Raw genomic sequence first — 24,438 nt, forward strand, 5'->3', positions numbered from 1 at the left:
AATCGTTTCGGAACAATACGATGGCTCGAACACAACTGTGTCGCATGTCCGACATCGTCGGATGCTGTCATCCAATCACGCCGTAAAATGCGCAAATGTCGCGTTGGTGCGCGGATATGAAATCGAACGCATTGGATGTTGTCGGTTATGCCTGCCTGATTTGATGCCGGACAGACTCCGAGCGTCCACACCTCGGCATGCGGTTGAGAACGATGAAAATCGATGGCAGCGGCACCGTAAAGTTAACCGAGGGCTGATGAAGATGTGCGTACATGGGCCATGTCAGAAGTTGCTCGTGATCCGCTTTATCGTCGCCATCGCTTTCCCGCTGAGATCATTGCGCACGCGGTATGGCTCTACTTTCGCTTTCCGCTCAGCCTGCGCATGGTTGAGGACATGCTGGCGTCCCGCGGTATCATCGTCACGAATCAGACCGTTCGAAGCTGGGCGGAGAAATTCGGACGGCATTTCGCCCGGGAGATCAAGCGACGGTCGGCCGGCTGCCTGGGCGACAAATGGCATCTCGACGAATGTGTGGTGGCCATCAATGGCAAGAAGCAGTGGCTCTGGCGTGCCGTCGATCAGGACGGCTTCGTTCTCGAAGTGCTGGTGCGAAGCCGCCGAAATGCCAAGGCGGCAAAGCGCCTGATGCGCAAGTTGCTGAAGGCTCAAGGGCGGACACCACGGGTCATGATCACCGACAAGCTCCGGTCCTATGATGCCGCCAGGCGCGACCTCATGCCCGGTGTCGAACACCGGTCGCACAAAGGCCTCAATAATCGAGCGGAAAATTCGCACCAGCCGACCCGACGACGCGAAAGGATCATGAAACGCTTCAAGTCGGCACGCCAGCTTCAGCGGTTCGTTTCCATGATCCGATTGCCAACCTGTTCCACTTTCCCCGCAATACGCTGTCATCGGCTCAACATCAAGACCTGCGTAACGCCGCCATGCAAATCTGGAACAAAATCGCGTGTGTCGCCGCAGCCTGACAGCCGTCCCGGCCAGCTATCGCTGCATCAATCCGCTGATAACTTTACAGTGCCGCGAAGAGTTCTTCCCGGGAAAGTGTCCGTCGTGGCATCTTCGAGCATCTTCACTATTGAAGTACGAGTCTTACGATTAACTGCAAAACCACACCACGCTATCTTGAGGGGCAAGAAGACCGCCGCGCAGTCCTTAGAGCCTGACCGAAAAAGAGTTGAGTGAAATCAGCCAGTTGTGATTCTGTTTGTTTGCTTAGGACGAACGGAGACCACAATGGGCTGGACTGATTTCACCCGTCGGCAATATGCCCGACGCGCAAGGCGGTATGCAAGCGATCTGACGGACCGGGAATGGGGATTGATCTCGCCTTGCCTGCCTGGACCGCGGCGGTTGGGCAGGCCGCGCAGCACCGATCTTCGCGAGGTCGTGAATGCGTTGCTTTACATCGCCACGACGGGGTGCCAGTGGCGGATGATGCCCAAGGATTTTCCGCCTTTTACAACTGTCCAGTCCTATTTCTACGAATGGCGAGCGACAGGGTTATGGGGTCGGATCAACCATCATCTTGTGATGGAGGCGCGCGAATTGGAAGGCCGGGAAGCCTCGCCATCTGCTGGCGTGATTGACAGTCAAAGCGTGAAAACCACGGAAAGCGGCGGAATTTCGGGCTATGACGCGGGCAAGAAGATCAAGGGACGGAAGCGTCATATCGTCGTCGACACGCTCGGGTTGATGGTCGGCCTCAGGGTTCACAGCGCCGATATCCAAGATCGCGACGGCGCACCTGCCGTCCTCAAAACCATTCTCAAGCGCTGGCCGTGGCTGAGACATATCTTCGCCGACGGTGGTTATGCCGGACCGAAGCTGAAGGGCGCACTCCAAAAGATCGCTGCCTTCACTCTCCAGATCGTCAAGCGGACCGACAAGGCCAAGGGCTTCGAAGTTCTGCCGCGGCGCTGGGTCGTGGAGCGCACCTTCGCATGGCTTGGCAGATGCCGACGATTGGCTAAGGATTGGGAGAAGTCCATCGCATCAGCCGAGGCTTGGATCACTATCGCCCACATCCGGGTCCTGACACGACGCTTGGCAAGGTACGGATATTGTTGAGACCTTTTCGAGTCAGGCTCTTAAATCCGCTACGTCACGGGAGTTGGTCGCAACAGGGTTAGCCAGCTCTATTGCTGCGAAAGGACGCATCCGGCACTCCATAGATACGCCGGTGCAACATTGCCGAAAATGGCTCCTTTGCATCGGCCATTCTTCGAACTTCCCCTATTGCCCGTGCCGCCGCTCGCCGCGCCTGCGCGCCCCCCGCGCCGATCTTCACTTCGAGGTCACAGACCAGTTGTTGAAATTGAAGTTCTTTCCCCCCGGGGACGAGGTAATCTCGACGCCGTATTGGACGCTACCGACTTCTATGTCGCCAAAGTACCCCTTCGACTTGATCCACTGCAGGATACTCTTGATGTCCACTGTCCCGCTGTTGGTCTTCGAAGTGCGCAGCAGTGAGATGACCTTGTGACCATCGGGCCCTTCACCTTCAAACACGTTCCAAGTCGCTCCGCCTACATTGACATTGCTGTAGACCGGAATGGCCGCACCGGAAGGGGCATAATGATATGAAATGGGCTTAACGTTGCCGCTCCCGTCCGAGTTTCCGGTGTAGTTTGTCCAGAGCATTATCTCATGCTTGTTTGAGCTGTCCCAGATATCGTAGGCGACATCCCAGGCGCCGCCAGTGGGAACTTCCTGATTGAAGCTTGAGCTCAGAGTGTTGATTGAACTGAGCGGTTTCCCGATATTGAAAGCCACGTGCGGGTAGCTCTTGATGCCAGGAGTATTAGGCTGGTCCGACCACACGCTCCACCGGTTGACTCCACTCACCGAAATCGTCTGAGGCCCAGGGCGCGGGCCCCATACGTCGTTGTTCCAAGAGTAGCCATCGCGTGAAAAGCTTCCGTATGGAGCGTGCGAACTCCAAATCGGAGCCCGTGCCGATACAAGCGCGGCAGATGATAATGACCCGGCTTCATTCGCGACCTGCCTAAATAGATCATGATCCTCCTGTGTCCGGACGTACCCCGTTGGGGATCCTTTCGCGGCGCCACCGTTTATCCGATTGGAATCCATAAAGCTCTCCTTTCTACTATGATGACAAAGTCTCCTGCAGATCCGCCCAGCGGGTACCCAAGTTCAGTATAGGCGGTATCGGCATAGAGACTAGATTGGAATGCTAGGAAGGTTGGCTTTCGAGAAGCTGACGAGCTCGAGGAGAAAGGTGGACCCGCGCCCGGGTTTGCCGTCTTTCGGATGACAACGCCGGCACGGTCTATCAGGTACGCAACGGTGCTTCCGAATGAGCAAGGCCAACCGCATCACCCGTTTGACATCCGCCGCCTGCGAGCAGATTCAGGCCCGCATGCTTGAGGCTTGCAGGCAGATCGCTTCAGATCACGGACTGGTCATCGAAAGTACCGGGTGGCGTGGCCTGAAACCTGGCTTCTCATTCGAAACCAGCATTCCGCATCAGCATTCCCACGCCAGATGGCAAGCCCACCAATCTGGATAGGAGATGTTCGCCGTGTTGGCCGAACGGTACGGCCTGGAGGGACTTCGAACGCGAGTTTATCGCTGGCGGCGAACGCTTCCGGATCACCGGCATTGATCCGCGGCGGCCGAAATACCCTATATCCGTTGAGCGTATTCCCGATCACAGGGGTCAAGTTCACCGCTGACAACGTTGCCATGCTGCTCAAAGCTCAGGCCAAACCCTGACGTTCACCAATCGTTCTTCAACTTGGCCAAAATCACAGCTTCGAGCCGACGGGGCCCACAAGCGGGATGAGCAACCATACCGCGGTCCGATCATGTCTTGGACGAGTGGCTGAACAGATCGAGGTTCGTGACAACAAGGCGCCATACCGAATGAGCCGAGCCACGAAAGGCCCGGTCTCGGTGTTCATGGACGGCACATATGTCCGAGCAGTTCCCGGGTTCCAGACGCGTCATTTCGAGGTCGTCATGGGGCGCCTCGAGGCGTCCGGTCGCAGCCCCTCGCATTTCGCAACGATGCCAAACGTCAAGACTGCGCGACACCAGACAATCCGCGCCTGCTTGAGGACGCAAGGCTGGTTGCCAGGACGCGAGATTGTTGTGTTCAGCGATGGTGATCCGTCGCTGGCCGATGCGGTCCGGCATGCGGCCAACTCCAACGCGGTGCACATTCTGGACTGGTTTCACGGATCGATGCGCGTTCAGCACCTTCTTGCCGATCGCTGGTGAAGGCGGACGAAGCCGGTCAGTTCGAGTTCCAGTTTGCTGCCCGCGATCTCGATCAAATGCGAGCGAAGTTGTGGTGCGGAAAAGTCACGACAGCACGCTGGCTACTATGTGCGGCGGCTGGCGAACTGCGCCGCGTGGATCGCAAACAGCATTCCCGACGCGTCGTCGCGAAGATCAATCGCTTGGCACAGATGATCATCGAATTCGACAGGTATCTCGAAATCAACCAATCTTCCATGCCGAACTACGCCAAACGGTCGCTGCAGGGACTACCCGTGTCGAGTTCGCGTGCGCAATCATCCGCAAATGCCTTGGTCAACAGGCGCATGAACAAACGTCGACAAATGCGATGGTCACCACAGGGCGCGCAGCGCGTGCTCCAGACGAGAGTAGCAGTGCTCGATGGACGCCTGCAGGATGGCCGCTTTTCTCTCGCCGCCTAACCCCACGGTTCCTTCCACTCTCGGGGTCGAGACGGCCCGCGTGATGGCACGTCTCTACGCCGCGGCGCGCCTGCTGGTGAACTTCTTCCAGCCGTCATTCAAGCTCAAAGAGAAGCGCCGCGAGGGTCGCCCACGGCGACATCAACCCCTGAGTCGCGCTTGCAGTGCCTGCCGATTGGCAACGACGTTGCTGAGGTTCAGCAGGTCTGGCTCCCGTCCTTGCGCCAATTGCCTAACCAGCTCCCGCGTGCCGTCCACGACAAAGACGCCGCAATCATAAGTGTTCTGCTGCTGGGCCATGCCGGCTGGCTCCAGGGCGAGGTTCAGCCTTTCTGCGAGTTGTCTTGCATGCGTCTCGTTGTATCTCCCGTAGGAATCGTAGTGATGGGCGACAGGCCGTTGCCGGTTGCTGCGATCAACGAACAGCAGCGACCAATGCCTGCCGCGGTCCGTAGCACTGGCATCGTTCACTGGCAGGAACAGGAAGTCGGCTGTATCGTTATCACGCCGATCATGGACGATGCGATGGAAGACGCGTAGCACGTCGCTCTCCGCGCCCAGGCGCAGCCGCAGCGCTTCGAGGGGATCTACGAACCGCGTCCGGGCGGCGAGATCCGAATCGCTCCTCTGCAAATCCAGCTCCTGAAGCTGGTAATCCCTGAGGATATGCTCGTCGCCCAGCCATTCCGTATCCTCGAGCACCAGCCCGCGGTTGTGGGACAAGGCTATCGGATTCAACGCCCCGATCTGAGCATCGGACGAGGTGATCGGAAACCGCCGCACGATATCGTCGCGCAATGGGGACGGTGCGGGCGCGGTCAGATCAACCAATGGAAGACCGCCGTAGGTGTCTGAGCGAGCCCTGGCAGAAGGCGCTGGCGCAAAGTGAGCACTATCATCCAACTCGGCCGCATCCGGATCAAGCAGTGCCCCAAACCCACGATAGAGATCCTGAGCCCTGGCAGTTGATGGTGATGCCGGTTCTTGCATCTGCCGCGCAAGCTCCTCGCTCAACCACGCCAAAGCGTCATCGTCCGAGTGGGCGGACACCGGAGAAAGCCCCTGCGGCGAGCCGAGCTGTCGAGCGCCCTGGTGATGCCCCGGTACCGGCCCGGCAAACGGCGGCGGAAAGCCAGGCGCCGGGCTCCAAGCATTGTCGCGCAACTCAAATGATGCGGGCGAATTCGGATTAAACGATACCGCAAGACCGCCGTAGGTGTCTGAGCGAGCCCTGGCAGAAGGCGCTGGCGCAAAGTGAGCACTGTCATCCAACTCGGCCGCATCCGGATCAAGCAGTGCCTCAAACCCACGATAGAGATCCTGAGCCCTGGCAGTTGATGGTGATGCCGGTTCTTGCATCTGCCGCGCAAGCTCCTCGCTCAACCACGCCAAAGCGTCATCGTCCGAGTGGGCGGACACCGGAGAAAGCCCCTGCGGCGAGCCGAGCTGTCGAGCGCCCTGGTGATGCCCCGGTACCGGCCCGGCAAACGGCAGCGGAAAGCCAGGCGCCGGGCTCCAAGCATTGTCACGCAACTCAAATGATGCGGGCGAATTCGGATTAAACGATACCGCAAGACCGCCGTAGGTGTCTGAGCGAGCCCTGGCAGAAGGCGCTGGCGCAAAGTGAGCACTGTCATCCAACTCGGCCGCATCCGGATCAAGCAGTGCCTCAAACCCACGATAGAGATCCTGAGCCCTGGCAGTTGATGGTGATGCCGGTTCTTGCATCTGCCGCGCAAGCTCCTCGCTCAACCACGCCAAAGCGTCATCGTCCGAGTGGGCGGACACCGGAGAAAGCCCCTGCGGCGAGCCGAGCTGTCGAGCGCCCTGGTGATGCCCCGGTACCGGCCCGGCAAACGGCAGCGGAAAGCCAGGCGCCGGGCTCCAAGCATTGTCACGCAACTCAAATGATGCGGGCGAATTCGGATTAAACGATACCGCAAGACCGCCGTAGGTGTCTGAGCGAGCCCTGGCAGAAGGCGCTGGCGCAAAGTGAGCACTGTCATCCAACTCGGCCGCATCCGGATCAAGCAGTGCCTCAAACCCACGATAGAGATCCTGAGCCCTGGCAGTTGATGGTGATGCCGGTTCTTGCATCTGCCGCGCAAGCTCCTCGCTCAACCACGCCAAAGCGTCATCGTCCGAGTGGGCGGACACCGGAGAAAGCCCCTGCGGCGAGCCGAGCTGTCGAGCGCCCTGGTGATGCCCCGGTACCGGCCCGGCAAACGGCAGCGGAAAGCCAGGCGCCGGGCTCCAAGCATTGTCACGCAACTCAAATGATGCGGGCGAATTCGGATTAAACGACACCTCAAGACCGCCGTAGGTGTTTGAGCGAGCCCTGGCAGAGTGCGTTGGCGCTGCTTCCACGGTCGGCCAGGCAGGTTCCTGCCCAGCTTGGACTATGTCCTGCGCCTGCTCAGGGGGAACGTCGGGCCACGATGGGCCGTCTTCCACCATTAAGCGCAGATCCTGATCGTAACCTTCCAAGAGGACCAATGGCCGACTGACAGCTCGCTGCCGCGCGCTGTGCTGCGCAGCGGCGTCCCCGACGTACGTCGCGACCGCATGCGGCGCCGTGACATCTTCGTAGCCGCTCCGCAGCAGCATCGGCTGCGTCTCCCATGACGACGTACCCTGTTGATGGGTAGGCGCCGGTGTCGGCTGGCCGCCTGAATTGGCGATCTCGCCCAGCTGCCGCTCGCCGGCAACGCCTTGCGGATTGTTTAGGGTCCTCTGCCTCTTCGCTGGCCTCAACTCAGCTGTGTCATGCTCGTCGTTGATGAGGACCTCCTTGCTTGGCAGGCGGTTGCTCCTGGCAAGCGCAGCCATCGGCTCGTCCGGGGACTGCTGGCGGTCGGGCTCTCCGGGATCCGGTGCCTGGTCATGGCGCGCGGCTGGCTCGAGAGATGACGACGGGCCGGGTTCGTCCATCAGCCCCAAAAGCAAATCCTGATCGCGGCCTTCCGCGGGAAGCTCCTCTGGCCGACTGCCAGTTTTCTGCGACGCGCTGTGCTGCGCAGCGGCGGCGTCGACGCGCCTCGGCTCCATCAGCACCGTGTCTTCGGGATTGATAAGGGCCACGTTCTGGGGGTGAGGATTCAGCTTAGCGCGTCGTGAGATCGGCACTTCGCCCGTCGACCGCAAGGTCCGGAGATAGTCGATTGCCTGAACGAGTCTCTTTGGATTACCCTGTCCGGTGAACTCGAGCACCTCACCGCCATCGGTCAGCGACTGGTTGTCGAGCCGAGCACGAATGCTCGGTTTTTCTTTTGCGAAAAGCCAACGGCTAAAGCTACGAAGAGAACCTCCGTGCTGCTCGGCAGCGGATTTGCTGAACCCGCCCTTGATGAGGGCCCCCTCAAGCCCCGAAATAAGGGGAGCATCCTCGGAATAAAGAGGCCGATTGTCGCGCCCTATCGCAATCCCAGGTGACTGAGCCGGCTGCGGCGCCGAGGACGACGGGCCGGGTTCGTCCATCGGCCCCAAAAGGCGCTCCAGTTCCATGGCCTCGGCGCCGGCCTGCGATTTTCGGAGACGAGCCAGTGCGGCACCAATCCTGGAATCAGCACCGGCGACCTTCCTATAGCTCTCGACATCTCCATCAAACGACGTGCCGAGCCCAGCAGCAATGCCCGGCCTGTTGTTGTCACGCAGGTAGTCGCTGAAACTGCGAAGAGCAGTTGCATCCTTCCTGCTTGCATCCTTCTTGCCGGGATCTGTCGCTGCTTCGTTTTTGTACTCTTCGATGAGAGCCGCGTCCTGGGGATAAGGATGATACTCAGTGCGGCCTGCGATCCGCACGACTCCGCCCGTCGACTGCGAGGTTCGGAGATGAACTATCGCCGCAAGAAGTCTTAAGGGATTACCCTTTCCGATGAACTCGCGCGCATCAGCGGTCAGCGGGTCTTCGTCCTCGAGCCGAGCAGCAATGGGATCTTTGTTATTTGCGAAGAGCCACTGGCCAAAGCTGCGAAGAGTACGTACATAGCCCCTGGCGGTGCGTTCGGCGGCCCCGCCCTTGATGAGGGCCTTCTCAAGCCCCAAAATAAGGGGAGCATCCTGGGAATAAAGGGGGCTTTTGCTGAGCCTTCTCAGAATCCCTTTTGACTGAGTCGGCTGCGGCGCAGCGGCGGCCGGCATTGCTCCACCACCCCCACCTGAACTGCCGATCTCTTTCAATTGCCGCTCAAAGGTCGCCGCGGCTGCAGACGGAGCCGCGGGTGAGCTCTCTTGCGGACCCGTGCTGTCCGATTGTTCATGCACCGACTTGGTCGAGGGGAAATCCATCCCGTCCTCCTCTCAAATATGAACCTGGGCTATCGATCTGACATGCCGGCAATCAGCAACAAACCGCCCTTTACAGCGCTGGCAGGCATGCACCGGGAGCATCGGCAGCCGATGTTCTTCCAAGGGGATCAGCCCTGTATGTTTGTTAAATTTAAATGGGGAAGCTATCGAGAACCTGATGACGACAATTGCCGCGCCAAGACAGCATGGCGCATGTGCCTGCGCGCTTCGCCGTCAACAGCCGATAGACCGAAGATTCAGAGACAAAATACTGCTCCTCATCGGTGAGGCGTACGGCCAGCTTTCGCGGCGAGGACTATCTCCAGCCCATTGCGTCGCAGAAGGGTGGCAGTTGGCCAGAGGAATTGCTTCCTGCGGAAGGCCATGATCAGGATCCATATTTCCCCCGTTCCTGCTCCCGAGGATGCGGCACTGATGGAGTCTAGGCGGGTCGGCGCCGTCGCTGCGCAGCACAACATCTTTGTAAATCGACGCTGAACATTGACCCATCAAGCACTTGGGACGCCGATCGGCGTCCGGACCCCATATGTGGACGTATATGGACCCCCGCCCGATTGCAACGACCGGCTTGATCAGGATCGACGGCCACAACTGCTGACGTATATCCGGCTTCTTGATGCGGCTGGACAACGTCTCCGCCGCGAGCCTCGATGGTTTTCGCCCGCTTCCACCTCAACGGCGCCGAGACATCGGCGCAAGCCGTGCCGGTCCAGACAGGTTCGGGAAGCGACGGGGTGACCGTTTCGCCATCTCCTGCCATTTGTTGCAATTGCCGGGTGAGACCTCCTTTCCTTGGTAAGCACTCGATTGGCACCGCCTGCCGGATAGCGCCTTGATGGCCTAAGACACGTCAGGCGTTGGGGTGACGAGAAGAAGCTCGACGTTGTCATGTCGGTTGGGCTCGACGGTGCGACGGTCACAGAGGTTGCACATCGGCACGATGTGACCCGGCAGCAAATTTACGCTTGGCGGCATGAGCTGAAGAAGAAGGGTTTATTGCCGCCCACGGCCGATACGGTCTTCCTTCCCCTAGATACCTCCGCCATGGACGACGCCCCGCTCGGGCGTGAGGAGGTTGCGCGCGAGCCCGCGCTCACGGCTGAACTACGGCCGTTTATAGCAAGAGAGAAAATCTGTGATGCCGTCCTGGTCGGGTGCAAGCCATGTGTCCGGCCTTTACGAGGCGGCACATACAGCCGCAGGCCCTGATGAAGTCCGCAGATCGGGTTCCAATCAAATTAACGCGCTCGAAGCGCCTTGAGAATGTCGGATTAATCCAATCCCCGGTTCGACCGGTTTGCCATCACTGCAGCGCGACATATGTGGAACGACCCGCTTGGCAAGGGCATTTTTCAGCGATTCATCCCGCGGGAACGGTGCGGTCATATGTCCGGCCTATCAGCGCGGTTCTGTGGACCGCTGGCCTCGATGAAGTCCGCGAAACGAGTGACTGATCAACCAAACGCGCTCGAAGCGCAATGTCGCGCTGGCCTCTCTCGCCTCGGGATTTCGTCCCGTTGTGGAATCATCGCTTGTTTGTGCACCTTGCCACTGGCGGCTACCGTGCCGCGCAGTTCGTGATGTTCGTTGTCAGCTTATGAGCTGGCCGCACTGCTCTCGAGACCGCGATATGTTCCGCCCTTGGTCAGGAGCGCCCAGATGATCCGCGCCATTTTGTTGGCGAGCGCGATCGCAACGACCTTGAAAGGCCGTCGCGCTAACAGTGCGACTAGCCACCGTGGGGCTTTGTGGTTGCCTCTTGCATGTCGCAGGACCGAGGTTGCACCGGCGACGAGCAGAGTGCGAAGCTCGGGATTGCCCATCTTCGATATTTTGCCCAATCGCTCCTTGCCTCCGCTCGAATGGGATCTCGGCGTTAATCCCAGCCATGCGGCGAAATGGCGCCCGGATTTGAACCCACCCGGGTCTGGGACAAGCGCCTTGATGGAGGCCGACGTAATGGCTCCGACGCCAGGGATTGTGGCCAGCCGCCGCATGTCTTCGTCATGCTTCACTTCGGCGACAAGCTCTCGCTCGAGTTTGTTGATCTGCAGCGCCAGCGCGTCGATTTGATCCGCAATTGCCGTCAAAGCGAAGCGGGCCGCGTTCGGGAGACGCGCATCGGTTTCATCACGCACGATCGCGATCAGGCTTGCAATTTTCGCCGTGCCGATGCCGGCAATGATTCCCAGTTCGGACAGGTGAGCACGTAGCGCGTTGATCGTCTGAGTTTGCTGACGAACCAGAAGGGCGCGTGTCTTCAAGACCATCGCCGCCGCCTGCTGTTCGGGGGATTTCACCGGAACGAAGCGCATCGTCTTGCGCGTCACTGCCTCACTAATCGCCTCAGCGTCGGCTGCATCCGTCTTCCCCCGTTTGACGAACGGTTTGACATAGGCCGGCGGAATCAAACGTACCTCGTGGCCGAGTGCGCCGATCTCCCGCGCCCAGTAGTGCGAACCGCTGCAGGCTTCGATACCAACCAAACATGGGGGCTGCTTCTCAAAGAAACGCAGCACCTCGGCGCGGCGCAGCCTTCGGGTGAAGAGTGGAGAGCCCTCAGCGTCGGCGCCATGAGCCTGAAAAATCTGCTTGGCCAAATCCAACCCGATAGTGATAACTTGCTTCACGGAACGGCTCCTACTTTGTGGCGTTCAAAACAACGACCACGTTAGCACGTTGATGCTGTGGTAGCGGGTCGTTCCACCTCATCAACCAAGATGAGACGCGCATTGCCTCGTCGAAACTGTTCCTGAATATTCAACCGTTGCCTCACATAATTTGCTCCCTACCGAGGGGATGAACAGGGGCGACTATGGGGCAGTTGAGCATGGCGACAAGGAAAGAACTGACGGCGGCGGTTTCGGAGCGTTATCGTGCTTCGACGCGAACGGAGAAGGCGAGAATTCTGGATGAGTTCGTCGTCATCACGGGCTTTCACCGCAAGCACGCGATGCGGCTGCTGCGGCGCCACGGGAGAGAGTCTACAGGTCGGCGAGCGCGGCCGCGGGTTTATGATGAAGCGGAACGCAATGCGCTCATATTGCTGTGGGAGGCGTCTGATCGGGTCTGTGGGAAGCGGCTGAAGGCGTTGCTGCCCGTCCTTGTCGAGGCGATGGAACGGCACGGTCATTTTAACCTCGCGCCTGAGATCCGCGGCAAATTGCTGGCGATGAGCGCGGCCACGATCGACAGGACGCTGGGACCGATCCGAGAGGGTTTGGGACGTCCTCGACGGCGGCCCGCGGCGCACGCCCTGCGACGGAGCATTCCCATTAGAACGTCGGCGGATTGGGACAATCCGGCGCCAGGCTTCGTTGAGGCGGATCTCGTCGCCCATTGCGGCCCTTCGGCTCGCGGCAGCTTCATCCAAACCCTTGTTCTCACCGACATCGCGACTGGCTGGACGGAATGTGCGCCGCTGCTGGTTCGCGAACAGACACTGTTGAGCAGTGTGCTCACAGAATTGCGCAAGCAACTGCCCTTCGCGCTTCTCGGCCTGGATACGGACAACGACACCGTCTTCATGAACGAGACGCTGAAGGCCTATTGTGACGCCGCCAACATCGTCTTTACGCGCTGCCGCCCCTACCGCAAGAACGACCAGGCCTTTGTCGAGCAGAAGAATGGCGCCGTCGTGCGCAGGATGGTCGGATATCGTCGGTTCGAGGGACTGGAGGCCGCCACGCTGCTAGCGAAGCTCTACCGATCAGCGCGGCTGTTCGTAAACTTCTTTCAGCCATCATTCAAATTGATCGCGAAGCAGGGCGACGGCGCTCGTGTGCGCAAGACGTATAGTCCGCCAGCCACGCCGCATCAGCGTCTGATTGCCGACGCTCGCACGTCAGATGTAGCCCGCTCCCGTCTGCAGGAAATCTACGCCGGACTCGATCCTGTCCTGCTATTGCGCGATATTCGCGCCCTGCAGGAGCGACTCGCTGCGCTTGCCGACACGCCGCCGGCCATGCGCACTGACGGGGTAGCTCAGCCGATCGACCTTTTCCTGGCGAGTTTGCGGACTGCCTGGCAGGACGGAGCTACCCGGCCGACGGATCGCCCGATTGTAAAAGCCAAAAGAGGACGGCGGCGTCCTGACCCTCTCGTCAAAGCGACTGCCGACTTGCGAAATTGGTTCGAAGCCGAACCATGGCGAACCGGCAGTGAACTTCTGTCACGCCTGCAGGCCGAGTATCCCGGCGATTACCCCGACAAACTGCTTAGAACACTTCAGCGCCGGCTGAAGGTCTGGCGCAGTGAACAGGCGGACGTGTTGCTGTTTGGCACCTTGAACACGGAGCCGCCGATCCAACAGATTGCAAGGCCACACTGAGGCGCCGTGCCGCTGGCGAAGGAGGCCAAGCGCTGCGAAACCCCTGCCATCTCCGCGCCCGGCCTCCTTCGCCCCAACCCGGGAGCAAAATGGATGAGGCAATGTTCAAGCCTCCGGGAGCATGGTTACGTGCGGCAATACGTGATCTCAGCCAGATTGTCGCTCTACAGCCATCACATCTCATCACCCTCGCTATCTACGCGTCCAGCGTTTCTATTCGAGTTTGCCAAACGGAAGATTCGATTATGCAGCGCCAACGTGAGCGATATAGGCTTGGTTGCGCGCCAACAATGCCCAGGCAACACGCGCAGTCTTGTTGGCCAGGGCCACCGCGACCAGCCGGGCCGGTTTACGCGTGAGCAGCTTTGCCGCCCAACTCTTGCTGGCATTATCCTGCCGTGCCCGACGGATCACCGCCGTGGCACCGATAACAAGCAGGCGCCGAATATAGCCATCCCCCTGTTTGCTGATGCCGATAAGTTTCTCCTTGCCGCCACTGCTATGCGCGCGCGGCGTTAGACCAAGCCACGCCGCGAAGGAGCGGCCCGAGGAAAACAGTGTTGCATCTGATACCGTCGCCACGATAGCGCTTGCCGTGATCGGCCCGATGCCGGGAATGCCAGCCAGCCGCCGGCTTGCCGCATTATTCCGATGCCAGGCCAAGATCTGCTCTTCGATCTTGTCGATTTCGCTGGCCACGACGCGCATTTGTTTGATCAATCCATGCAGCGCCTTACCCGCCAATGTGGGCAGGCTGTCTTGCATCGCATGAAAAGCCTCGATCGCCGCTTTCACTCCGGCGGTCCCTTGCGCGGCGATGATGCCGAACTCAGCAAGGTGTCCGCGCAGGGCGTTGATCAACATGGTGCGCTGGCGCACCAACAGGTCGCGGGTTTTATGCAGCATCAACACGCCCTGCTGTTCCATACTCTTGACCGCGACGAAACGCATGGTTGGTCGTGCGACTGCCTCGCAGATCGCCTCCGCGTCGGCCGCATCTGTCTTGCCTCGCTTGACATAGGCTTTCACGTAAGCTGGCGGCATCAGCCGGACCGTGTGGCCAAGCTTTCCCAATTCCCGGCCCCAATGATGAGCCGTCGCACACGCCTCGATGCCGATCAGGCAGGGAGGAAGGCTCGCGAAGAATTTCATCACCTCGCCGCGGCGCAATGGCTTACGGACGACTACCTTGCCGCAAGCGTCGATGCCGTGCACCTGGGAAGATATTCTTGGCAAGGTCGAGTCCGATTGTAACAATCTGGTTCATGGAGTGGCTCCTTTCCCTGTTTCTCACAACAGCGATGCTAGACGCCGTTGGGAGGCCGCTCCACCCCATCAAACTAACTGCCCGTTCTCGAATTTAAGTGTCACGTCAACAGATTGAAATCATTGGCACAGTATTCTCATAATTAAAGGGTCTTCCTCAATTTGTGTGGTTCATTCGCCGTTAGCGACGATGCCGCTATGGGCGGGCATGCGAACGAAAACGAAATGGTCGCCCGGCCCAGGGGTCAAAGTTCTGGGTGTTGCACTCACCGATGATGACAGCTGGGTTGTTTCCGCTGCAGGACCAGCCTTTGGCGTTTGCCCCGATTGTGGACGGCGGAGCCGAAATCGGCATGGCTGGCTTACACGCAGCCTTCAGGATCTGCCGGTTCAGGGCAGGACCGTGACGGTGAAGCTTCGGCTGAGCCGTTGGCGATGCGCATATCAAAAATGTGAACGACAAACATTCACCGATCGGCTGTCAGCGGTTGCTTCCCCTTATGAGCGCCGGACAAGGAGGGTCGCGGAGATTGTCGGTCTGCTCGGACACAGCGCCGGCAGGCGTCCTGCAGAACGTCTGATGAGGCGGCTGGGTCTGCCGGTCAGCGACGACACGATCCTGCGGCACCTCAAACGCCATGCCGCAGGCAACAGGCCAATCTCTTCCCGGATTATCGGGATTGATGACTGGAGCTGGCGGCGATCATGGCGCTACGGCACGATGATCGTCGATCTGGAGCGCCGTGAAGTCCTCGACATTTTGCAGGACCGAAGCGTAGCAAGTACGGCTCAATGGCTGAAGCGGCACCCTTCTGTCGAGATCGTCAACCGAGACCGGTGCGGTCTCTATGCGCAAGCTGCTCGTGAGGGCGCACCGCAAGCGCGCCAAGTCGCGGATCGGTTTCATCTCCTGCAAAACCTTCGGATCGCAATCGAGGAGCAGATGAGCCTTTCCGGGCGCGCGACAGGGCGGGCACTGCGGCCCGATAAGGATAACGAGCCGTACGCCGACACAACGCACCGGCGCCGCGCACGTCACGCTCATCGACAATCGAGACAGGTGGTGTTCGATGCTGTTCATGCCTTACGCAAGGAAGGGCTGCCCTGTTCCGAGATTGCTCGTCGCACCGGTACGGCCGCCGCAGCATCGCCAAATGGCTGACCTTCGACGCGCCGCCGGCCCGACGCAGGGCCGCGTTGAAACCTACGTCACCTTTATACTTCGAGGCGTTTCTGGCCGAGTGCTGGACAGATGGAAACCGCTGCGGGCGGCATCTCTTCCACGATATCCAGGCGCGCGGCTACACTGGCAGTTTCTCGAATCTTGAACGGCTGCTCGCAAAGTGGAGACGCGCCGAGAAGGTGGATCAGGACAGCGCTGCGCTTGCCTCAGTCAATGACCATCAGTTCGCCCGCGATGCCGTTCCTATACGGGATCCGGAGACGGGCCATCTGATCTCGCCCGTAGTCGCCGCCGCACTTTGCGTGAAACCGCGTGCTGCGCTGACGGCCAGTCAGGCGAGAAAGGTCGATGCCTTGAAGCGGGTATCGCCGGATTTCGCTTTGATGCGTAGTCTTGGCATGCGCTTCCGCGGACTCTTTCGCAGCGGTGATTCATATGTGGACGCCCCCTATGGCAAGGGCTTTTTGTCGGGTGGTTTGATCGGTTGCTTTCATATGTCCGGCCTGTTTGTGCGGTATGAAGGTTGACCGCTGGCCCTGATGGAAATCCGCCGATGAGGACCCTGATCAAGCTGGCGCGCGTTTGAAGCGCATTGAAGAGCTCGCATGCTGCCCCCTCAACCAACTGCACGACCACACAAATTGAGGAAGACCCTCTTTAAATGCCACATCCGGCTGAAACAGCCGCATTCTCACATTTACGTGCCAAGCGACAGATAGACTTGCTTGGCACTGAGCTCATGCCGCTCACGCACTGCGACGATGATATGCCTAACTGACCATAACCTAACGCTCAGGCGCTAAGCATGAGCTTTCTGCAGCACTGTTTCTGAACAATCAATCTCTCCGTGAAGATCCGCCGCGGACAATCCGGGTTGACGCACCGCAAACGGCGGGCTTGAAGCCTAACTTCCACGACACGTCCATGCTAAGGCAGATCTGCCAACTGACGCTGATAATGGCTGTGAACCCGGCAGGTGCGCAAGCCGCAACAGGGGCAACATGTTTCCTTTACAGCCGGGCGCGCTGCAACACGCAGGAGCTTGGCGAATAAATCCGAAGCGGCATTCGGCGCTCAGTTTACGCGAACTCGAGCGCTACATCGCCCTCGACATTGTCGGCTCCTACCATCAATCGATCCACAACAGCTTGAGCCGCCCGCCGAATGCCGTCTGGCGGGAACACGAGGGCGAGATTCCGCTTCGACTGGCACAAGATCGGATGCGTTTCTGGTTGAAATTCCTGCCCGAGCAGGAGCGCACATTGCGGCCAATCTGTTTGGTCTGTGCTACTGGTCACCTGCGCTTAGCGCCGACGCCGGTCGCTCGAACCGTCGTCTGCTAGGAGACCTGTGCGCGGGAAGTATTTTTTGTTGATTTTGTTTGATCTTATCGGCTTCGAGGGTAAGGGGCGCAATGATATCAGCGCCGGCGCCGTCGGCTGTGTCTTCTGACGCTCTGGTGTGAGCGTCAGTGGTGTTTTTGCCGCCTATCCAGCCATAGCGATGACCTTCAAACTGCGTTTCATATTGTAGGCGATGGCGGTGAGGCGAATTTGAACGCCTGCCTTGGCAAGCCCTCGCCATCGCATGCGTCGAAGACCATAGCTCCGCTTCCAGGTGCCGAAGATCTTCTCGATCCGGCCACGGATGCGATGGATCGGTTGGTTCCAGGCATCGAGACGTGCCAGGGTTTCGGCCTCGTCGCGCCCCCACATACCGGTGGCGATGACGCGCGGCGTGCCACCTTTGGCGCGCACCGCATCACTGAAATGGCTGCCTCGGTAGGCGCTGTCGGCATAAACCTCGCCGGGATTGTCAGGCAGAGCATCGGGACCGGCCTTGCCGTCGTTGATGTTGGCGGGCGTGACGGCGATCTCCTCGACCAGAGCGGTATCGGCATCGGCACCGACATGGGCCTTGAAGCCATGAACCGCTGGTCGGCCCTTATGCTTGACCCAATGGCCCTCTTCGTCATCCTCACTGGCCGAGGCGATGATCGTTGCATCGACAAGCGTGCCGGTCTTGACCCGGATCGCTTGGCCCTGAGCTGGCGGGTGATCTCGCCGAACAGCGTCTTGTCCAGACCATGGGCGACAAGGGCTTTTCGGAAACGAACAAAGGCGGTGCGCTCCGGCGTCGGCTCCGAGACCGAAAATCCACAGAAGCGCCGAAAAGAGGCGCGGTCGTCCAGGGCTTCGGCGAGCTTGACGTCGGACAGGTCGTACCAGATCGACAGCAGCATCGCCCTGAACAACGCCAGCGGCGGCCAGGCCGGTTCGCCCTTGGCAGCATTGGAGATCATCCCGAGAGCGCCATCGATCGGTGCCCAGTCGATCAGTTTGACAAGCGCATCCAGCGAGGAAGGTTTACCGCGTTCGACGACAAAGCCGAACTTCTCCTGACCTATGCGCCGACGTCCCATCGCATCCCTCAATCCATTGTTCACATTGAGAGAATCACAGATCAACACGCCAGTCCAGACACCCGCGCACAGGTCTCTTATATAGATCTTTCCAGCAGAGCGTCACGTGCCCTCAATGCCACTATGCGCCGGATACCATCAGCGGAATCGGCAAAGTGGTGTGCGTCTCATCCAGAATATCGAAGGTGTACCGCCCGTCGGGATCGACGTCGACGGAATAGCTCAGCCGGTCGATAACGTGATTGTTCTCGTCGAAGGTAAGCACCTTCGGCTTCAGCGACGTGATCTGGCTTTCGTCGAGATAGACCGAGTTGCAGATAATGATCTGGTCACCGGGCTGACAGGTGCGCGCCGCCGCGCCGTTGAGTATACAGCACCTTGAGCCGCGCTCGCCAAGAACGACGTAGGTGGAGATGCGTGCGCCCGAATTCTTGTTCCAGATCTCGACAAACTCCATCGGCAGGATGCCGGCTTCTTCGCAATGGTCCGGGTCCAGCGTGATCGACCCATGATAGTTGAGGTTCGCCTCCGTCACGTGGATGCCATGCAGTTTGCCTGCGACCAGCTTTCTCATGTCCCTCACCATCACTTTCGTCGGCGCATTGTTAGAACAAAGCCCGTGCGACCGAAAGTGTCGCGTCCGTCCGGAACACCGTCGGTCCGACGAAGCGCAGGCGCGCTGCGACTTGATCGCTCTGCAACCCGGCCCCCGATGGCGTCCTTACATGCCGCCCGCCTGGACCGCAACACATCGTTCAAGCATGGTCTTGAGCCGCATGTTCTGAGCGTGAAGCTCTATCGCCAGCAGCCGCCTGAGCCGCTTGTTTTCCGCATCGAGGACAGCAAGCTCGTCAGGCAACGCATCCTTGACAGTGTTGGTTTGCGGGTTTTGATCTTCGCGCGAGCCCTTCGAAACATCTGAGATCCGATGCGCCGGTGCGCTTGGTCCGCTTGCGACGAGCGTTCATCGGTGTCAGTGGGAGCTGCGACACGTCCTGGCTCTGCTGCACCTGTTCGACAGCTTCGGCTGCCGAACCGGCCCCATCCTCGCCCGACACTGCGAGCTGTGCGTCATTGAGGGGCGGGATCAATTCTTGTTCTTCACCCGCATCGCCGGCGGGACCGCTCGAAGCGTTCACGACCACTGGATGGACCGGAGTGGTGCCACCCGTGTCGGGCTTTTCCGGTGGTTCATCTGCACTGAACAGATGCGGCGCTTTCTCTTCCACTTCCCGGGTCAGGGCCTTGAAGTCCGTGTCGCCCCAGATCGAATTCGCCCCCGCCTTTGCCTGCCGTCGCCCCTTGAATTCAACAACGAATGTTCGTTCTGGCCTTCTCATACACTCTCGATTCCAGGTACCCGCCAAGTAGACACCGATCGGCGCCGCTCTCATTCCCGACAGACACCAATACAGCGCCTCGTCGTGGGCTTCAACTCCCCGGGGTTACGAGCGCAGCTGTGGTGTTTCACGCCGCCATGTCGCTGCCTGCCGCTATCCTTGAACGCCGACGAGCTGAATAGGGCCGGACCCTCGACAACGGAAGCTGGTTGATTAGGATGCCCTCAACCCAAGGCGATCGCCTTGGCAATTGCGAGTCTTGAAACAACCAAAATGAATGATGGCAACCGCAACGCCCTGCAACAAAGTGCATCATATTACGTACAGCTATTCGATTCTCACCCGCAACCGATGTGGGTATACGATATTGAGACCCTTCGTTTCCTGATGGCAAACAACGCTGCTGTTGCCCGCTATGGGTACTCTCAGCAGAAATTCCTCGAGATGACGATGAGGGACATTCTTCCTCCCGAGGATGTGCCCGCCTTTTTGGAAAGTGTAGCCAACGGCCGCGATGGTCTAGAGCAACCGGGCGTCTGGCGGCATCGTCTCAACGATGGTCGGATCATCTTCGCAGAGACATCGTCCCATGCCTTCGACTTGGAGGGGCGATGCGCAAGGCTGGTTATGGCGCTGGATGTCACCGAGCGCCTTGCTGCTGAACAGAAGATTCGTGAAAGCGAGGAATTATTCCGGGCCGTTTCAAATGTAACGGCGGATGTAATATGGGATTGGAACGTTGTTACGGATAAAATCTGGTGGAGCGAAGGTCTCAAAGACATATTCCGCCATTCACCTGAAGAGAGCCGCCGAAACCTGGAGTTTTGGAAGGCGCATATTCACCCCGATGATCTGGAGCGTGTCTTGCGTTCGACCGTGGCCGCGATTGAGTCCCGGGAACAGACGTGGGAAGATCAATACAGGTTCTTTCGTGGTGATGGCTCGGTCGCTTACGTCGAGGACTCCGGATACATCATTTACGACCGCCAAGGGAGGCCAGTTCGATTCGTCGGTGGCATGACCGACGTTTCAGCCCGCAAGGAAGCTGAAGGCAGGCTTGCCCAGCAGGCGGCCCTTCTCGATATGGCTCGAGATGCGATTATCGTCCATGACGTCGCGCACAGGATTCTGTTCTGGAACAAGGGCGCAGAGCGAATCTACGGGTGGACGGCGGAGGAAGCGGTCGGTCAAACGCTTGGCGCGCTGCTTTATGGCGGTTTCTCTAATCCCGTCGCCTACGTCGCTTCTGTCGTAACAGGTGGTGAATGGAGTGGCGAGATCGTGCAATGGCGCAAGGATGGGAGCCGCATTACAGTAGAGGCCCGCTGTTCGCTGATGCACGACGGCGCGGGGAGTCCGCAAGCCATTCTTTCGATCAATTCGGACATAACGAAACGGCTAGCGATCGAGGAGCAACTGCGGCAAGCGCAAAAGCTTGAGGCAGTAGGGCAGCTTACGGGCGGCGTTGCGCATGACTTCAATAATCTTCTAACGGTAATCTTGGGCAACGCCGAGGTTCTCACTGAACGGCTGAGCGAGGACAAGAATCTTCGCTTTGCCGAAATGATCTCTGCGGCCGCTCAGCGCGGCGCTGATCTCGTTGATCGGCTGCTCGCCTTTGCCCGCCGCCGGGCGCTTGAGCCGCGAGCGGTCGATCTCAATTCGCTGTTGAAGGATATGGATGGACTGCTGCGACGAGCACTTTCCGAGGATATGGACATCGCATTCAGGTGCCATAGCGGCTTGTGGAATGCGCTTGTCGATCCCTCGGAGCTCGAGACTGCCCTCTTGAACCTTTGCCTCAATGCGCGCGATGCGATGCCGCGCGGCGGGCGTCTGACCATTGAAACCGCCAATAGCACGCTCGATCAAATCCATCCGGACTGGAACGCGGACATTGCGCCCGGTCAATATGTATCGGTAGCCATCTCCGACACCGGCACTGGTATCGAACCTCACATTCTTGCGCGCGTTTTCGAGCCATTCTTTACAACTAAAGAGGCCGGAAAGGGGAGCGGCCTCGGCCTGAGCATGGTCTTTGGTTTTGCCAAGCAGTCGAACGGGCATGTTAAGATCTCCTCGCAACCCGGTCGGGGAACGACAGTCAAGATCTACCTTCCGAGGGATGTTCAGGGCGAGACGGAGACGAGATCGCGCCCTGATAAGCCCGCTCTACCCCCTGGCAGGGAGAAGATTCTTTTGGTGGAGGACAACGTCCTCGTGCTGAGCTATGCCGCCGCGCAGCTCGAAGAGCTTGGTTACCACGTGATTTCCGCTAGAAACGGCTCAGAGGCTTTGAGCCTTCTGCGCGATATCCCTGATGTCGACCTTCTGTTTACTGACGTCATCATGCCGGGTGGAGTGAATGGCAAGCAGCTGGCCGACGAAGCTCGCAAGATTCGAGCTACCATAGCTATTCTGCTGACTTCCGGATGCACAGGAAAGCTCCCGGCCCTTCATCGAAGTGGACTCGATCGTGGGCTCCACTTTCTCAGCAAACCTTATCGACCAAGCGAGTTGGCTGCAAAGCTGCGCGTGATACTCGATGGTAAGACTGAAAAATTATGAGCGCGATTTGCACTTCCGCTCGCCAGGTCGATGCTCTGAAGGTCATTACGTGGATTTTGGTGACTTTGAGGTAGCGGCTATTCCCATTGGCGTGATCAAACGATATCCGACGCCACGGACCGTCTGGACATACTCCACGCTCTGCGAATCCAACTCCCCGATCTTTCGTCTCAGTCTTGAGATGTAAACATCCAGGGTCTTGTCGCGCGGATCATATTCCCTGAAGCAAGCGTGCTTCGAAAGCTGCGATTTGCTACACACGCGGCCGTGGTTTCTGTTGAGTTCCGAAACCAACCGCGCTTCGAGATCCGTGAGGGGCACTGTTTTGCCGCCGCACGTCAAGGCTCTGCTGGTCAAATCGCAGTTTACGCTTCCAATCGCCAACGCGTATCGAGGAATCTCGAAACGCATGCTCACCGACTTTGCCACGACGCGGGTAAGGCGCGCCTGAAGTTCACGCACCGAAAAAGGTTTCATCACATAGTCGTCGGCGCCCGCATCCAAGGCGCTTGCCCGACTTTCTGCGGTTCCTGTCCCCGAAATCAAGATCAGAGGTATCCCTGAGTCCCTCCTTACAGTGCGCAGGATCTCGAGCCCGTTTCCGTCTGGCAAATGGATGTCAACGATCGCGCCATCGAAGACGTCAATCTCCCCACTATGTATTGTCCGCAGGCACTGGCTGTAGTTCGAAAGCAAGCGAATTTTGTCTCCCGGCACTGGCCAGCAGTGGATGATCGTTTTTGCGACCAGATCATCGTCTTCAATTAGTAGGATATCCAAGCCTGAGGCCCCCCTCCGCGACCCGACCCAGCTAACCCTTTAAACTTTCAATTTCCCTCGCGTGGGAAGCAAGCCGCTTGGCGTTGGGCGCGGCAGTCTGGGCTAAATGTGACGGAAAACGTATCAGTCGACCTCAAGAACTCTCTTCAGGTCATGAATGGTCGCGAGTGGGAATTGGACACGCGACAGAACGTTGATAAGTCGAGAAGGCTGCTCTTTAATAAATTCCACCTCGACCTCGTTCTTTGAACGGTTTGATACCGTTGCTCCAATGAAATACTCGTAGTTTCCAAGGGCGATGTAGAGGTGGTCCGGAACTGCAGAGTAGCTCGTTCTTATTCGTGCACCGCCCTCCGATATTTCTACAACCGCGGCCTTGATTACGGTCAGGTTTCGTAAGGCCTTTGCAGGATAGACAAGCCTTACTAAGAAACGACAATCTCTCTTTAGGCGTGCGCGTGTTCTGGGGTGGGCCTCAATGCGAGTCAGGTAAGTCGAACGGTTCCTAGGAGCGGTGAAAGCCATGAGCGATGACCCGTTTTGGAGACGATTGCTGATCTCGGTCACCGACAGTGAGAGAGAAAAGCTGCGCCGTTGGTGTCATGCCCGCGGTTAACTCGAGCCTTCGGGACAGTTAAAAAGGGTTAAAACGGCATCGCAGTCGGCGATGCATCTCGCGGCCCCGCGCACGCCCGCATGGAGAACATCGAACCTGGGAACAGGGCTATACCTGTTCAGCGCGGGTCCCGGCCCGGTGCCGGCGGAAACGCTTCGTCCTGGACAGCGTCGCCCTTGAGGAACTCGTCGCGATGTCGACCGGGAGTTCCTTCCCAGTCTCTAGCGTTAGCAATCGTCTGGTGGCGCCGCTCCATCAGCCCGAAGGGGATGTGAGTCGGTTCTTCATCCACTCGGATAACTTGGTCAATCCAGACCGAGCCTCTTGCGCAGATCTGCATTTTCCGCGCGCAACTTTTCCGCCAGAAGCTTGCGGAGCCTCTGGTTTTCTTCTTCGAGCGCTACGAGATCTGCGAATTCGTCGCCGGTCGCAACAGGCTTCTCGGCCTTTTGCTCCACGGGCTTGGCAGTTTTTTTCCACTGATAGTAGATTTGGTCCGAAATGCCGGCGCCCTTGATGGCGTCCTTCAGTGTGCCTTTGCCTTCACTGACTTGCGTCTCGATGAGCTGGAGCTTCTCGTTTCTCTCGTGCTCGCTATACCGCCTCGGTTTGGCCGCCGTCTTTGACTGGGCCGGTTCAGCGACCGCCTTCTGGCGCCGTGGCGACTTCGGTTTTCTTGGCCGTTGGTATTTTCACGTCGGTGACCGTCTCTGGATCCGCAGTCACCGGGCCCAAGTTACTCTCGTCCGCCATCCTATGTTCCCTTTAATGAGCGTCATTCCTGCTCCAGTGAACACCAGAGTGGGCACGATGGTCAAACTCCGACTTCTTGCATGATCTTTCAGCGCCCGGCATGAGGCTGTCGAGCGATGGCGCTTGGTTCACGCCTGCCGGCCGGGTTGTCCAGAAAAGG

General features: G+C 58.9%; 13 protein-coding genes and 7 pseudogenes. 9 read left to right on the forward strand and 11 right to left on the reverse strand.

Going from position 1 to position 24,438, the window contains the following annotated elements; genetic code table 11:
• Positions 1–279: 279 nt before the first annotated feature.
• Together SS05631_RS29795 and SS05631_RS29800 are read left to right on the forward strand one after the other, a co-directional pair.
• Positions 280–992 (forward strand): annotated as a pseudogene (locus SS05631_RS29795) (IS6 family transposase).
• A 268-nt stretch (positions 993–1,260) separates the two neighbouring features.
• A complete protein-coding gene (locus SS05631_RS29800; RefSeq protein WP_014327878.1) occupies positions 1,261–2,094 on the forward strand; it encodes an IS5 family transposase in 834 nt (277 codons plus the stop codon).
• A gap of 216 nt (positions 2,095–2,310) precedes the next feature.
• On the opposite strand, the gene SS05631_RS29805 is transcribed toward SS05631_RS29800, so the two are convergent.
• Entirely contained in the window at positions 2,311–3,117 is an 807-nt protein-coding gene (locus SS05631_RS29805; protein ID WP_037427513.1) for a glycosyl hydrolase, read from the reverse strand.
• A 226-nt stretch (positions 3,118–3,343) separates the two neighbouring features.
• Here SS05631_RS29805 and SS05631_RS32390 point away from each other — a divergent pair, with 226 nt between their 5' ends.
• From SS05631_RS32390 to SS05631_RS31255, 3 genes are all read left to right on the forward strand, one after another.
• Positions 3,344–3,556, forward strand: coding sequence for a hypothetical protein (locus tag SS05631_RS32390; RefSeq protein WP_223843498.1), 213 nt, complete (start codon positions 3,344–3,346; stop codon positions 3,554–3,556).
• A 452-nt stretch (positions 3,557–4,008) separates the two neighbouring features.
• Positions 4,009–4,269, forward strand: a complete 261-nt coding sequence (locus SS05631_RS29815; RefSeq protein WP_037427514.1) for a hypothetical protein — start codon at positions 4,009–4,011, stop codon at positions 4,267–4,269.
• Entirely contained in the window at positions 4,266–4,712 is a 447-nt protein-coding gene (locus SS05631_RS31255; protein ID WP_015633423.1) for a hypothetical protein, read from the forward strand. Before SS05631_RS29815 ends, SS05631_RS31255 begins: the two co-directional genes overlap by 4 nt.
• Before the next feature lie 141 nt (positions 4,713–4,853).
• Here the strand turns inward: SS05631_RS31255 and SS05631_RS29825 are convergent, their stop codons facing one another.
• On the reverse strand, positions 4,854–8,999 hold the full coding sequence (locus SS05631_RS29825; protein ID WP_245369180.1) for a Ulp1 family isopeptidase: 4,146 nt from the start codon (positions 8,997–8,999) through the stop codon (positions 4,854–4,856).
• An 885-nt stretch (positions 9,000–9,884) separates the two neighbouring features.
• Here SS05631_RS29825 and SS05631_RS31590 point away from each other — a divergent pair.
• Positions 9,885–10,229: pseudogene (locus SS05631_RS31590) on the forward strand (transposase); the annotation flags it as partial.
• A gap of 386 nt (positions 10,230–10,615) precedes the next feature.
• Here SS05631_RS31590 and SS05631_RS29840 read toward each other — a convergent pair.
• On the reverse strand, positions 10,616–11,650 hold the full coding sequence (locus tag SS05631_RS29840; protein ID WP_095677963.1) for an IS110 family transposase: 1,035 nt from the start codon (positions 11,648–11,650) through the stop codon (positions 10,616–10,618).
• A 185-nt stretch (positions 11,651–11,835) separates the two neighbouring features.
• Between SS05631_RS29840 and SS05631_RS29845 the strand changes: the two genes are divergently transcribed.
• A complete protein-coding gene (locus SS05631_RS29845; protein WP_095678114.1) occupies positions 11,836–13,350 on the forward strand; it encodes an ISNCY family transposase in 1,515 nt (504 codons plus the stop codon).
• Between the two features lie 243 nt (positions 13,351–13,593).
• Here SS05631_RS29845 and SS05631_RS29850 read toward each other — a convergent pair.
• A pseudogene (locus SS05631_RS29850) lies at positions 13,594–14,617 on the reverse strand (IS110 family transposase).
• A gap of 207 nt (positions 14,618–14,824) precedes the next feature.
• Between SS05631_RS29850 and SS05631_RS29855 the strand changes: the two are divergent.
• Positions 14,825–16,221: pseudogene (locus SS05631_RS29855) on the forward strand (ISL3 family transposase); the annotation flags it as partial.
• Between the two features lie 415 nt (positions 16,222–16,636).
• Here SS05631_RS29855 and SS05631_RS32700 read toward each other — a convergent pair.
• From SS05631_RS32700 to SS05631_RS29880, 5 genes and pseudogenes are all read right to left on the reverse strand, one after another.
• Positions 16,637–16,777, reverse strand: a pseudogene (locus SS05631_RS32700) (transposase family protein); the annotation flags it as partial.
• Between the two features lie 509 nt (positions 16,778–17,286).
• Positions 17,287–18,027 (reverse strand): transposase, encoded by a 741-nt coding sequence (locus SS05631_RS32395; protein ID WP_348628915.1) that lies wholly within the window; start codon positions 18,025–18,027, stop codon positions 17,287–17,289.
• A pseudogene (locus SS05631_RS32705) lies at positions 17,919–18,221 on the reverse strand (transposase); the annotation flags it as partial. The gene SS05631_RS32395 and the pseudogene SS05631_RS32705, both read right to left, overlap by 109 nt.
• Positions 18,222–18,342: 121 nt before the next feature.
• On the reverse strand, positions 18,343–18,795 hold the full coding sequence (gene panD, locus SS05631_RS29875; protein ID WP_037427278.1) for an aspartate 1-decarboxylase: 453 nt from the start codon (positions 18,793–18,795) through the stop codon (positions 18,343–18,345).
• Between the two features lie 277 nt (positions 18,796–19,072).
• Positions 19,073–19,561: a hypothetical protein gene (locus SS05631_RS29880; protein WP_050988441.1), complete on the reverse strand. Its 489-nt coding sequence runs from the start codon at positions 19,559–19,561 to the stop codon at positions 19,073–19,075.
• A gap of 243 nt (positions 19,562–19,804) precedes the next feature.
• Here SS05631_RS29880 and SS05631_RS29885 point away from each other — a divergent pair, with 243 nt between their 5' ends.
• The gene (locus SS05631_RS29885; RefSeq protein WP_157213233.1) at positions 19,805–22,129 is read left to right on the forward strand and encodes a PAS domain S-box protein; all 2,325 of its coding nucleotides are present in this window, start codon (positions 19,805–19,807) and stop codon (positions 22,127–22,129) included.
• 45 nt (positions 22,130–22,174) lie between these two features.
• Here the strand turns inward: SS05631_RS29885 and SS05631_RS29890 are convergent, their stop codons facing one another.
• Positions 22,175–22,909: a response regulator transcription factor gene (locus SS05631_RS29890; RefSeq protein WP_037427270.1), complete on the reverse strand. Its 735-nt coding sequence runs from the start codon at positions 22,907–22,909 to the stop codon at positions 22,175–22,177.
• A 921-nt stretch (positions 22,910–23,830) separates the two neighbouring features.
• Positions 23,831–24,278 (reverse strand): annotated as a pseudogene (locus tag SS05631_RS29895) (transposase).
• Between the last annotated feature and the right edge of the window lie 160 nt (positions 24,279–24,438).

Source organism: Sinorhizobium sp. CCBAU 05631 (assembly GCF_002288505.1).
Classification (GTDB): domain Bacteria; phylum Pseudomonadota; class Alphaproteobacteria; order Rhizobiales; family Rhizobiaceae; genus Sinorhizobium; species Sinorhizobium fredii_C.

Coding starts and splice junctions, on each gene's coding strand:
- SS05631_RS29800 (WP_014327878.1), top strand. CDS start 1,261: ATGGGCTGGACTGATTTCACCCGTCGGCAATATGCCCGACGCGCAAGG.
- SS05631_RS29805 (WP_037427513.1), bottom strand. CDS start 3,117: ATGGATTCCAATCGGATAAACGGTGGCGCCGCGAAAGGATCCCCAACG.
- SS05631_RS32390 (WP_223843498.1), top strand. CDS start 3,344: ATGAGCAAGGCCAACCGCATCACCCGTTTGACATCCGCCGCCTGCGAG.
- SS05631_RS29815 (WP_037427514.1), top strand. CDS start 4,009: ATGGGGCGCCTCGAGGCGTCCGGTCGCAGCCCCTCGCATTTCGCAACG.
- SS05631_RS29825 (WP_245369180.1), bottom strand. CDS start 8,999: ATGGATTTCCCCTCGACCAAGTCGGTGCATGAACAATCGGACAGCACG.
- SS05631_RS29845 (WP_095678114.1), top strand. CDS start 11,836: ATGGGGCAGTTGAGCATGGCGACAAGGAAAGAACTGACGGCGGCGGTT.
- panD (WP_037427278.1), bottom strand. CDS start 18,795: ATGAGAAAGCTGGTCGCAGGCAAACTGCATGGCATCCACGTGACGGAG.
- SS05631_RS29880 (WP_050988441.1), bottom strand. CDS start 19,561: ATGAGAAGGCCAGAACGAACATTCGTTGTTGAATTCAAGGGGCGACGG.